Below are 13032 nucleotides of genomic sequence, written 5' to 3'. Positions count from 1 at the left end.
GAAGCTCATGGAATGCGCTTAAAGATCAAGGTGGGTCCGCCCATTTTAATGGGCCACCCATTAATAATAGTCAAATTATTATACGACTGATCAGTCGTATAAACCGTTATACACGGGTATTATGCAACTGATTTGATGCATAATACGATTTCGTCTGCTAAATAGACGTAAAATAAGGCGTCTATTGGGCAGTCTAAACCATATTATGTGTTTTAGAAATGAAAGGTTTTGCCCCTTAGTGTATGTTGAGTAAATTGATTAAGTAGGCATTGAATGCGCCATCATTACGTACCTGAGTTTCTCCAAAAGCCATGGGCTGAAAATTCGCCTAACGGAAAACTGATGGTTTTTCGGATAGACATACAAGGCATTCCATCAAAGCCGCACACACCGAAGTACACTGGATTCGATCACGACTTATACGCACTCACCCAGGAAAAGGTTGCAGGCATGGAGAAGCAGGCAGTCGAAAAACACTTTCTTAGCATTATCGACAATAATGCTGCGCGTATACGGAACAAACTAGAAAAAGATGGTCTAAAGTCTCTTACGATCGAAGATAGAATGGATTGGGCGCGATTCTTAATGTCGTTGCGGCTCCGTCAGCCCGACATTGTGGAAATGCTTAAGCGCGAATCGGCCCAACACCTCAAAGCTACTTTGAATGATCAACCAGAGGAATATGAGGAGCTTGCAGCTCCTGAAGATGCTCCAACACTTGAAGAATGGACAAAGGAACAATATCCGGGACTCATTGAAAACTTTGGATTATCATTCTTTCATAAGTTAGTAGATAACCCAGAAATATGCACCAAGATTCTTAAGATGAAATGGTGGCTTTGGGATTTTAGCAAAGCTCCATATGACCTATTACTATCAGATCATCCTTGTATATTCGTTCACGGTATAGATGATCCTAATTGTGTTATTGCGTTACCAATTCACCCACGAAAAGCGTTTATGGCAACCCGAAGTGACGAAGTGGCCAAGGTAATGCGAAACCAGCGTCCAAGAGATTTGGCCGTGCGTTTAAATGAATCTTCAGTTAATCAAACTCGGGTACGCATCTATGCGCCCAATGAATCACCACGACGATTCATCGAAAATCGACTTGCCCAAAAAAACGCAATATGAATGAATTTAGTTGTTCCATGAACGTGCGCTTTTGGCCGTAAACAGCCATATAAAAAATAGTATGAAAAAGAATAATACACATAACATCTATATGGCCTCCGGTTGTCAAGGAAAAAACTTCTCCCATGGATCGGAATAATCAATTTCTAAGCGAACCTCTTCCGTCTCTTTTCTCGGATCCCTTGACAAGCAATTCGTTGGTTCCGGCTTGCGTCTTCGGTCGCGAGCGTCAGCGCGTTTGGATAACGCGTCTGCACCAAACATCTATCAGGATTGACTGATTTGCCAGATGGTTCTTTGACAATCAGCGTGCCACCTTAAGGCGGCTTCAGAATATATTTCGATTCCCTTATTCCGGCGCAGTCAAAGGTATCGGCTCGTCCGACGGGCGGACGTCCAGTTAGGGTGTCACTCGGATAAGGGGCAGAACACGATCACCACCGGTCAAGCTATCCGTATGCGTGGATGGAACCGAAAGGTGCCGCCAATCAAAGCATTGAGCTTCGGGCATCGGGTCCACTCTTTTTTCGCAGTCGGGCTGCATGTCTTAAATCGAGAGACTCAGATCCGCCCGTTTGATCTCAGTTATGCGATAAGTTGACACCTTCCGGTTCCACATCTATTGATCGAAGAATCGTTTCATGTTGAACGCCTCCTTGTTTTTGAGCATAAAGTAAATGGCCCGGCCCAGCTTGTGGGTGAAGATTCCCAGAGCCTTGCCTTTATTGTATTTGTGTTCCAGTTTGGAAACGAAATACTTTGCCTGGGATGAATCCCTGAGCATGAGGATCGCGGCTTCCTTGATCGCCCATTTGAGATGGTGGTTGCCGATCTTCTTGTTGCTGTGCCCGGCCCACTTGCCGTCGGACTCTTTTACCGGCCGGATCAGCCTGGCATAGGATGAGAAATCCTGTACCCTGGGAAACCGCCTGACATCATGGACCTCGTACAGGATTACCAGGGCCAGGATCTGCCCGACACCGGGGATTGAGCGCAGCAGATATAAAGTGTGGTAATCATGCTGGCGGGCGGTTTTTTCGATATGCCATTCAAGCTTTTTAAGAATCTGATTCATGGCATCGATCATGGCCAAGTCGACTTCGATGCTCTTTCTGACAGCCGGGTCTTCAAACCTTTCGGCGACACCGCCATGGTTGTATTTGCGTGACAATTTTTTCCTGAACGCCGGCAGGTTGTACTGGGTATTGGTGTTGTTAATATGGGCTACCAGTTCGCTGCATCGTCTCGACAGATACATGCGCCGGCGCAGCAGATCCCGTGTTGCCCGCCACTTGGCCGGATAGGGATAAGCGGTGGGAAAATTGCCGCCTTTGAGTAACATGGCGAGTTTGTAAGAATCGATTTTATCGTTTTTGGTTTTGCCGCCGTGGATGGCTTTCATGTATAATGCGTGTCCAAGGACGAAATCGATTTTGTGATCGGCGCACAGATCGGCCAGCCAGTACCAGCAGAAGACACATTCAACACCGACAACAACGTCTTCGATAAACGGGAACACCAGTTCGAAAAAGAGTTCCGGGTCGGTTTTGATATTCAGGTGAACAACAATTTTTCCTTTATGGTCGAGGATGCAGACATACATTTTCCTGGCATGCAGATCGACACCGCAGTAATACTTGTGCTGTCGGTTGTAAAATTTCATGATGTGCCTCCTTTTGCTTGGGTAAGTATTTGTTAGGGGTAACAAAAGTTTACCGTTGCAAGTGAAAGGGGGCAACCCATCATCATGTTTTCTGTTCGAGAATGGGGTATTAAAAAGCTCGTCGGAGAACAGGAAATATGATGATGGGTTTACACGACAGCCCCGTTTCTTTGGGAGGCCATAACTAGTATCAAAGCACTCCAGCCGACCGCTAAAGCGTCGGCTGAGTTTAAACGTTGTGATCAAAATGAAGGAACTCATACGAAGGGATAGACTGGCATATGTCCAATAGAATGGAATATTTGTCCAAATGGTTTTCTGAGCGTCCTCAGTGGCTCCAGATCGCAGCAACGCGGCTACTTCAGCAGTCTGAGTTTACTGTAAAAGACATCTCTGAGCTTACAACCCTCTGCCAACAGGACGCTGCCGGCAAGTTATCGAAAACATCTTGTTCCATTCCCGCGTCCGCATTCTCCCCGGGCACTGCAGGTAACTTACGTTTGTGTTCAATCAGTGATATTGAAGGAGTAAACGCCCTTTCTCCGAAAAAACCACTTGTGTTTGGTAAAGGCAATATCACGATTGTTTATGGCAACAACGGGTCAGGTAAATCCGGTTACGTCAGACTCCTCAAGCATGTATGTGGTGCCCGCGAGATGGCTACCCTGCACTGTAATGTTTATAAGCCCGGTTCCGCCGTACAGAAGGCCTGCATTTCGTTTGAGCAGGACGGCATCGTGAAGAGTCATACGTGGTCAGGACAAGGTATCTGCGATGAGCTCAATAACGTTGATATTTACGACACCTCGTTTGGCAAGGTCTTTGTCAGCAGCGAGGACGAGGTGAGCTACGAGCCGCCTGTTTTATTGTTTTTCAGTTCGCTTATCCTTGCATGTGAAAAGGTTGCCTCGGCGTTAGACGCCGAGGCCAACCGGCACCCATCCAAAAAACCGAATATGCCGGCTGACAAGAAAGTAACTCCAGAAGGCATCTGGTATGAATCCATCAGTTACAAGACCACTGCCAAGGGCATCGACAAGCATTGCATATTTAGCAGCAGTGATGAGTCCGAGATACAAACGCTACTGCAGCGCCTCGCCGAACAGGCACCAGCGGAAAAAGCAAAGCAACTCAGAAAGCAGAAGCAACATATCGACACTCTGGTCCAGGATGCCCAAAAATATCTGGAGCAATTATCGGACGAGAATATCCGGAGGATCATTGCTGCCAAAAAGAAGTCGATTCTCAAGAAGACAGCTGCAGATGCCTCAGCGAATAAGGTGTTCTCCGGCAGCGAGCTTGAAGGCATCGGGTCTGATATCTGGAAAGCGCTTTGGGAAGCAGCCAGGAACTACTCTGTATCGACTGCCTACAAAGAAACTGAGTACCCAAATGTTTCTGACGGTTCCCGTTGTGTCCTGTGCCATCAGACCTTGACCCAGGAGGCCAAGGAGCGATTGATATCCTTCGAAAATTTCGTGAAGGGTGAAATGCAAAAAGCCGCATCGGATGCAACCAAGGAATATGAGACTGTCAGTCAAACTATCGAAGCGTTACCGACATCGGAGACGCTTAAGGCACGTATCGATGCGACAAGCATTCCACAGGATGAATTTGCCAGCCGAGTAACGGAATTCTTTGCTCAACTGCAGGCCAGGAAAGACCAACTCCCTGAGATCGATTCCGAAGAAGCTATTCCCGATCCTCTGCTCTCACCGAAATGGATTGAAAAAGCTAATGCTCATTCCAAGAGCCTTGATGAACTCGCGGCAAAATATGACGAAGACGCCAAAAGCGATAACCGAGAGGAGATCAAAAAAAAGCTGAACAGCCTACAGACCAGAAAGTGGTTGTCTGAACACCGAGTTGCCATTGATGAAGAAGTCAGCAGATTGAAGCTGCTGAACCAAATCCAGAAAGCCAAGAAGACGACCAACACCAAAGCCATTTCCCAGAAAAAGGGAGAACTGGCAGAAGTATTGATTACTGATGAGTTCGTGCAGAGATTCAATACAGAGATCAAGGCCTTCGGCGCGTCTCAAGTGAAGGTTGAGTTGGTGAAAACAAAAGTCTCCAAAGGCCGGGTCCTTCATAAGCTCCAGCTTCGAGGTGCCTCTCAGAGTGGCCTCAACGATGTCCTGAGCGAGGGTGAAAATCGAATCGTTTCCATTGCGGCATTTTTGGCCGACGTGACAGGCAAGGGCAACCATGCCCCGTTTGTCTTCGACGATCCGATATCCTCGCTTGACCAAAGCTATGAAGAGGCCGTGGTTCAAAGGCTGATCGAGTTGTCTCGGGAAAAGCAGATCATTGTCTTCACTCACCGCCTCTCTTTACTGGGAACTGTCAGGCATTTTGCTGAAAAGAAGTCAATAAAGCCTGATGTGGTTAGCGTCCGCTCTGCTGACTGGGGTACCGGAGAGCCAGCTCCCATTCCACTTTCACAAAGTGACATCAAAACCGCCCTGAACACGCTCATGAATCAACGGTACCAGGACGCAAAGAAAGCGCGTGAAAACGGAGACTTCGAACTTGCTGAAATCTTGCTAAAGTCTATATGCAGCGATTTCAGGACATTGGTGGAGCGCTCTATTGAAAATGACCTGCTCTGCGGGGTGGTTCAACGATTTCAGCGTCCAGTCCATACGTTGAAGCTCAAGGATCTATCCAAATTGAGGGGCGCGGATTGCAATCTCCTTGATTCACTCATGACAAAATACTCTGGGTTTGAACACTCACAGCCAGAAGAATCACCCGTGGAATTGCCGAAGCCAGACGATATTCTGACCGACATGATTTCACTGAAAGATTGGCGTGAAGAATACGCGAAGCGGGCAGTCTGAATTGAAAATGCATCGAACAATCACATCCACTCGGACATCAAAAAGCGTCGCTCCTTCGTCGCAAAACGGGGACGGGCCAAGCTAACGGATAGGAATACCTTTGTATACGCTTAAAATGATCCCGAAAAACAGGGCTATATTGATGTTTTTGAGGGCAAAAAGAGCATTATAGGATTTTATTTGACGGAGGTAGCTTTCCTGTATCTCGTTTTATGGTGGGATGAGAAGTGGACTCGAAACTGGGCATATGGCTGGTGGTTGGCGGTTTTTTCATTTTCTTGAACGGCCAAGAAAACGAAACAAAAGAATCCGCCCGCGTCACGGGTTGCTCCTTGCGCTTCTCACCATCGGCGGGGTCTGTGGAACTCGCTGCGCTCAGACAGCCACAGACCCAAGATCCGCCGATGGCTGCGATGCTCGGCCCGTGACGAAGGGGTGAGTGGATTCGCCGCGGGCTCAATCGATTTTGGCCGGGGTCGAAAAGAGCGGTTAAGGAATCATCCGGTAAAAGTCCGGAATTTAGTAATATGGATGGCGGTTTTTATCATTTTCCTGAACGGCCAGGAACGACGCTACGGTACGCCAAAATAAGAATCAGAAAATAAATGAACGATTGGTTTACGATAGATCAAATTGACAGGGGAAGTTATATCATAAGCGAATACCGCCACTGGGAGGAAACCCATAGTTATCTCCTGAATGGCTCTGAACGCAGCCTGCTGATCGATACCGGGCTTGGCATCTGTAACATCCATGATGAAGTCATCAGGCTGACGGACAAACCGGTTACCGCTGTCGCCACACACATTCACTGGGACCATATTGGCGGTCATGGATTTTTCCCGGACTTTTACGCTCATGAAGCCGAGATCAACTGGCTTGCCGGAGAATTCCCGCTGACAATTGAGCAGATCAAAGGCATGGTCGTTGACCGTTGTGACTTGCCTGAAGGGTATGACGTAAACAACTATGTCTTCTTTCAGGGCAATCCGACAAGGGTTCTGAAGGACCATGACATCATTGATATTGGAGACCGCCTTATCCAGATCGTACATACACCCGGCCATTCGCCGGGACATATGTGTTTTTGGGAAAGGGAGCGCGGGTATCTTTTTACCGGTGATCTGGTTTATAAAGACACCTTGTTTGCCTATTTCCCGTCAACTGATCCAGAGGCGTACCTCAAATCCCTTGAGCAGGTCTCGGCGCTACCGGTGAAACACGTGTTCCCGGCACATCACACTCTGGATATTCAGCCTGAAATTCTGAGCAGAATGCGTGATGCCTTTCGGCAATTGAACGCTGAGGGTAAATTGCATCATGGGAGCGGAACATTCGATTACGGCGACTGGGCGGTATGGTTATAGCGCTTTGTTACTCTTTTTGGAGATTTTTTCATTGTCTTGAACGGCGAGGGAAACGAAACAAAAGACTCCGCCCGCGTCACGGGTTGCTCCTTGCGCTTCTCGCCATCGGCGGGGTCTGTGGAACTCGCTGCGCTCAGACAGCCACCGACCCAGGATCCGCCGATGGCTGCGATGCTCGGCCCGTGACGAAGGGGTGAAAGGATTTGCCGCTGGCGCTATCGATTTTATCACAAGGGTCAAGTTTGCTCTTGACTCTTGCTTGGAGACTAAAATTGGACGGACCCGGCTAACAGAACGAAACTAAGTTAAATACGGGAAAAAACGCCCGCAATAACGTACGGAAAAAAAAGGAATGGATTGAAAATGATCTGGGGTTTTGTGGATTATGAAAATATCGGCAGCCTGAAAGATATCGATTTTTCGACCTATCAGAAATTATTCATATTCTGTGGACCCAAGAACCCAAATATCAAGCTTGGCAATGCTGCCATCAGTGAATTCATAACGATCCAGATAATAAAGTTGAAAACAAATGGCGCCAACAATCTTGATTTTCATATCGCCTATTATCTCGGCAAATTTTCCCAGACCGCTCCCAAAGAAACACAATTCCACGTTATTACAAGAGATAATGGTTTTAATGGGTTGGTGAACCATATCAAAAAAACGGCGAGAATGTGTAAGAAGATCACACCAAAAACAGAAGCGAAACCACCATCTGAAAAACTCAGTTCATGTGCAGAACTGACAGTGGAAAGATTGTCACATATCGATGGTCGAACGCGGCCAAGGAAAGAACAGAAGCTGGTTAACTGGATCGATTCACAATGCGGAAGTGGCCGCAAAAGCATCGATGCCAAAAGTGTTTTTGAAGAACTTGTCACGGCGGGGTTGATCAGTAACGATAACCAGGTGATCAAATATACATTAAAACGGTAAAAACCGTCAGGAAAGGAGTCACCATCCGTGAATTACCACAATCGGTCATACTGTGGAGAGCTGGGGGTTGACCAGGTTGACCAGAACGTCCAAATAGCCGGCTGGGTTGATGCGCTTCGCGACCACGGGGAGGTGACGTTCGTTCACCTGCGGGACCGCAGCGGAATCGTGCAGCTGGTTTTCAGTCCTCAGTTCTCACCCGAAGCCGTCTGCCGGGATGCCGCTGAACTGAAAAACGAATTCTGCATCACCGCCACCGGCCGGGTCGTCCGGCGGGCGGAGGGCACCGAAAACCTCCATATCAGCACCGGTTCCATTGAGGTTGTCATTGAAACCCTTGCCATTTTGAGCCGATCCGAAACGCTTCCCTTTTCGATTTCCGAAAAGGCCATGGTGGCCTCGGCTGCCGGTTTTTCGTGGGAGGCCGTTTCCGAGGATCTGCGACTGCAGCACCGGTACCTGGATCTGCGGCGACCGTCCATGCAGAATTTTCTCATCAAACGACACCGCATCAACGCCCGGGTTCGTGATTTTCTCAACCAGCGCGGCTTCATTGATGTGGAAACCCCGATGCTGACCAAGAGTACACCGGAGGGCGCACGGGACTACCTGGTTCCCAGCCGGGTCCATCCCCATCAGTTTTATGCGCTGCCCCAGTCGCCCCAGCTTTTCAAACAGCTTTTGATGATCAGCGGCTTTGAGCGGTATTATCAGATCACGCGCTGTTTCCGCGATGAGGATCTGCGCCCGAACCGCCAGCCGGAATTCACCCAGCTGGACCTGGAAGCCTCCTTTATCGATGAAGACTTCATCTACGAGCTGATCGAGGAACTGCTGGCCGGCATGTTTGAAATCGGCCATATCCGGCTGCCCCGGCCGTTTCCGAAAATGACCTGGCAGGAGGCCATGGACCTGACCGGCTCGGACCGCCCGGACCTTCGTTTTGAGATGTTCTTTGTCGAAGCCACCGATATTTTCAAGGATACCGAATACTCTATCTTCAGGCAGGTTCTCCAGCGAGGCGGCCGAATCCGGGGCATCAATGTCAAACAGGCCTCGGAGCCGCTGAGCAAGAATATTCTTCAGAACGAATACGCCAAAGAGATCGTTCCCGGGTTCGGCGCCAAGGGAATGACCTGGATGCGGGTGACCGGCGGCAGGCTGGATTCCAATATCGTTCAGTTTTTCTCCTTAACGGAGCAGCGCCGGGTGATCGAGCGCTTCGATGCGGTCGACGGCGATGTTCTTCTGATGATCGCCGATCCGTCTCTGGATACCGTCAATGCCGCCCTGGGCCAGCTGCGGCTTCATGTGGCCAACCGCCTTGGGCGAATTCCGCGTGACACGTTCAAGCCGGTCTGGATCACCGAATTTCCGCTGTTCGAGGCCACGGAAGAGGGAATCTCTTCCAGTCACCATCCGTTTACCGCCCCGGATCGCGATGATTTTGACCCCGCCCGCATCGAAGATCTGCTGACACTGCGCTCCCGGTCCTATGACATCGTTGTCAATGGCGAAGAACTCGGCGGCGGCAGCATTCGTATCCATGATCGACGCATGCAGCAAAAAATCTTTACGGCACTCGGCTTGTCCGAAGCATCCGCCCGGGACAAATTCGGCTTTTTCCTCAATGCGCTGGATTACGGGCCGCCACCCCATGGGGGACTGGCCCTGGGCATGGACCGGGTCGTGGCCATGATTTTAAACACCGCTTCGATTCGGGAGGTCACGGCGTTTCCCAAAAACCGCAGTGCGTATTGTCCATTGACGAGCGCTCCCTCCGGGGTTTCGCGCGGGCAGCTCCAGGAGTTGAATCTTCTGGACCTGGGCGGCCGGGAAGAACTCCCCGGCACCGACCATCAGCAGGACCCCATCGACAAACTGTCGTGGTTGTCGCGCATCGGCCTCGACGACGGCGAGCGGCCGGCAGTGGCCGCAGCTGTAGAAGACGCCAAGCGTATGGCCGATGCGGTTGTTGGCCGGGCCCCGGAAGAATCCCCGTCTTTCTCCGCCTTGCCCGCGGTCAGCCGGTACCGGGACATCGAGCCGGCGCAGCGCAGCCCTTTTGTTGAAACCGGCGAGCTGTTCAAGAACGCGCCGGCCGTCAAAGGTGATTTTTTCAAGGTTGCCAGCATCCTCGAATAGGAGAACCGTTCAATGGAATCGAAACTGTTTACTTATATCGATGCAACGCCCCCGGAAACGGCCCCAGGTCCGCTTGGGGGAAAAACCGTGGTCATTCAACCGAACATGTCCGTTCGAAACTGGCCGACGGAAGCCGGCTCCATGGCGCTGGACAACTATGTGGCCCTGGAAGACGCCACGGCGATTCAACACCTCCGCAGCGCCGGTGCTACGATCAAGGGCAGCAGCCGGATGAGCGAACTCGGTTTCGGCCTGAAGGCCGACACCACATCTGAAATCATCAGAAACGGCCTTACCGATATCGCGCTGGTCACCGACACCCTCGGTGAGGCCCGCATGGCGGGGGCCGCCGGCGAAGCCTTTGCCTTTAAGCCCAGCTATGGCATCCTCTCCCGTTTCGGGCTTATCGGCCTGGTGCCCTCCATGGAGTGCTACGGGATGGCGGCCCGAACCCTTCCTGAAATCGCCGGGGCCCTTCTGGCGATGACCGGTGCCGATTCCAGGGACCCGGCCATGGATGAAACGGGAACCGCCCGCGTGGCCTCCGAATTGCCGCCGGCGTTGAAAACACCGAATGCCGTCCGGACCCTCGGCGTGCTGAAACCGGCCCGGGAGCAGCTGGCTGCCCCGGATGCCGACGCCTTTGACGCGACCGTTTCCCGGCTGGTCCGGGCCGGCCTCGAGATCCGGGAAATTGAACTGACCGATTACCCGCTGGTGCGCACCGTCCACCAGGTCATCGGATCTGTGGAGGCCTCGTCCAGCACCGGCAAATACGACAGCGTCCGATACGGCCACCGGTCGGATTCCGGTCGAAACTGGAATGACATGTACATCCACTCCCGGGGGGAGGCTTTCGGCCGGCTGATCAAGGAATACCTTTTCCAGGGCGGCTATTTTCAATACGAGAACTACGATGCGTTCGTGGGTGCCTGCCGGATACGGACCCGCCTGATCCGGGAGTCCGAAACCGCCCTCGACGGGGTGGATGCGCTTCTGCTGCCGCTGAAAAATGGTGCGGCCCGGGCCTCAAAAGCGGAAGCCGCCGGTGACATCTATGACGCGTTTGCACCGACCCTCTTGGCAAACCTGACCGGCCAGCCCGCCCTTGCACTGCCGGAATCAACCGGCGCCCCTTGCGGTGTGCAGCTGATCGGAAAACGCCTCGGCGATGCCCAACTTCTCACCGTCGGTCAGCGGCTATATGATATTCTAACAGGAGGCGCCCCGTCATGATATACGAAGCGGTAATCGGCCTTGAAATCCATGTGCAGCTCAACACCGCCACCAAGCTGTTCTGCAGCTGCCCGAACACACCCGGGGATGACCCCAATACCAACATCTGCCCCATATGCCTCTACCTCCCGGGCGCACTGCCCCGGCTGAGTCTCGAAGCACTTGAAAAGGCCACCCTGGCCTGTATGGCACTGAACTGCGACATCCAGACCGAAAGCGCCTTTGACCAGAAGGTCTACTATTATCCGGATCTTCCCAAGGGGTTTCAGCTCTCCCAGCATCATAAACCGTTGTCCAGAAACGGATGGCTGGACATCGAGGATGAAAACGGTCAGCCGAAAAAATTGCGTATTCATCATGTCCACATGGAAGAGGACGTGGCCAAACTGGTTCATGAAACCGAGGGCCGGCTGCCCATCAGCCTGGTCGACTTCAACCGCGCCGGCACCCCGCTGATCGAAATCGTCACCGAACCGGATATGCGCACCCCTTGTGATGCCATGGAATTTCTGCGGGTGTTGAGAAGCCAGATCCGCTATACCGGGTGTGCCGAATGCAGTATGGAGCAGGGCACCATGCGCTGTGATGCCAATATTTCCCTGCGCCCCCAGGGCAGCGATGCGTTCAATACGAAGGTGGAAGTCAAAAACATGAACTCCATCCGCCACGTGGGAGATGCCATTGCCTATGAAATCAAACGCCAGACGGAATGTCTCAACGTCGGTGAGCCGATTCTTCTCCATACCCGGCTGTGGGATCCGGAAAAGCATGCCACCATGGCGATGCGGGCCAAATTCGCAGGCCCCTGCGTGCCGGATCCTTCGGTGCCGCCGATCCTGCTCACCGAGGACTGGCTGGCACAGATGAAGGTCCGCCTGCCGGAGATGCCCAATCAGAAGGCCGGACGGTTCGCGGAGCAGTACCGGCTCAATCGGGACGAGTCCGTGTTGATGAGTTCGGACCGGTATCTTTCAGATTTTTTCGAAGCCGTTGCGGGCCAGGATGTTCAGCCGCGGACCGCGGCCGGATGGCTGGCCACCCAAATGCTGCCGGCGCTCAAGGACCGGAGCCTCACCATCGCTGACTCGCCGGTGCGCCCCGATCGCTTTGCCGCCCTGGTCCAAATGGTAGAGAAGGACGAAATCAATGCCAAATCAGCCAAAATCGTTCTGGGTGAACTGTTCAGCAGTGCAGAATCCCCCGAAGCGATCGTGGATCGCCTCGGATTCCGCCAGGTTTCAGACACAAGTATGCTGGAAACCATCGTAACCCAGGTGATGGCTGAGCACGCCTCGGCGGTTGAGAATTATAACAACGGCAATAAGAAATCGATCGGTTTCCTGGTTGGTCAGGCCATGCGGGCATCCGGTGGAAATGCCAATCCGAAAATGGTCCAGCAGATACTGCTGGAAAGACTCGACGGATAGTGGGCAAGTTATAAAAAGAAAGTTGATAGCGCATGACTATTATTCACATGACAAGGCAAAACAGAAACAGCTTGTCGAGCGCTTGAAACGCTTTTTTAACAAAAATAAAATGGTGGCGGAAAAAACGATTGAGGCGCTTGGGATTCTGCAGAATACAGAATACGCCGACTAATCAACAGATTGGGAATGTGGTTGGCGGTTTTTTTCATTTTCCTGAACGGTTACCGGACAAGTGGGGTGATCCCGATTGGTAATTGACAAACCCACGCAAAACCGAT

Annotated in this window: 9 protein-coding genes; 8 read left to right on the top strand and 1 reads right to left on the bottom strand. The window is 51.6% G+C overall.

The window, feature by feature from the left end:
• Positions 1–273 precede the first annotated feature (273 nt).
• On the top strand, positions 274–1134 hold the full coding sequence (locus tag DSCA_RS15860) for a DUF4238 domain-containing protein (protein ID WP_155317352.1): 861 nt from the start codon (positions 274–276) through the stop codon (positions 1132–1134).
• Positions 1135–1753: 619 nt separating this feature from the next.
• On the opposite strand, the gene DSCA_RS15855 is transcribed toward DSCA_RS15860, so the two are convergent.
• Complete coding sequence (locus DSCA_RS15855; protein WP_155314958.1) at positions 1754–2797, bottom strand: IS110 family RNA-guided transposase; 1044 nt, start codon at positions 2795–2797, stop codon at positions 1754–1756.
• 281 nt (positions 2798–3078) lie between these two features.
• On the opposite strand from DSCA_RS15855, the gene DSCA_RS15850 reads away from it, so the two are divergent.
• The 7 genes from DSCA_RS15850 (at position 3079) to gatB (ending at position 12754) form a co-directional block, all read left to right on the top strand.
• Positions 3079–5640 (top strand): AAA family ATPase, encoded by a 2562-nt coding sequence (locus tag DSCA_RS15850; RefSeq protein ID WP_155317351.1) that lies wholly within the window; start codon positions 3079–3081, stop codon positions 5638–5640.
• 227 nt (positions 5641–5867) lie between these two features.
• The gene (locus DSCA_RS15845) at positions 5868–6068 is read left to right on the top strand and encodes a hypothetical protein (RefSeq protein WP_155317350.1); all 201 of its coding nucleotides are present in this window, start codon (positions 5868–5870) and stop codon (positions 6066–6068) included.
• 177 nt (positions 6069–6245) lie between these two features.
• Positions 6246–7007: an MBL fold metallo-hydrolase gene (locus tag DSCA_RS15840; RefSeq protein WP_155317349.1), complete on the top strand. Its 762-nt coding sequence runs from the start codon at positions 6246–6248 to the stop codon at positions 7005–7007.
• A gap of 363 nt (positions 7008–7370) precedes the next feature.
• Entirely contained in the window at positions 7371–7946 is a 576-nt protein-coding gene (locus DSCA_RS15835; RefSeq protein ID WP_155320447.1) for a PIN domain-containing protein, read from the top strand.
• 27 nt (positions 7947–7973) lie between these two features.
• Positions 7974–10091, top strand: a complete 2118-nt coding sequence (gene aspS / locus DSCA_RS15830) for an aspartate--tRNA ligase (protein WP_155317348.1) — start codon at positions 7974–7976, stop codon at positions 10089–10091.
• Between the two features lie 12 nt (positions 10092–10103).
• A complete protein-coding gene (locus DSCA_RS15825; RefSeq protein ID WP_155317347.1) occupies positions 10104–11327 on the top strand; it encodes an amidase family protein in 1224 nt (407 codons plus the stop codon).
• Positions 11324–12754 (top strand): Asp-tRNA(Asn)/Glu-tRNA(Gln) amidotransferase subunit GatB, encoded by a 1431-nt coding sequence (gene gatB / locus DSCA_RS15820; RefSeq protein ID WP_155317346.1) that lies wholly within the window; start codon positions 11324–11326, stop codon positions 12752–12754. Before DSCA_RS15825 ends, gatB begins: the two co-directional genes overlap by 4 nt.
• Positions 12755–13032 lie beyond the last annotated feature (278 nt).

The organism is Desulfosarcina alkanivorans, from assembly GCF_009688945.1.
Classification (GTDB): domain Bacteria; phylum Desulfobacterota; class Desulfobacteria; order Desulfobacterales; family Desulfosarcinaceae; genus Desulfosarcina; species Desulfosarcina alkanivorans.
The sequence above is the reverse complement of the archived record's forward strand: the minus strand, read 5'-3'. Positions and strand labels throughout refer to the sequence as shown.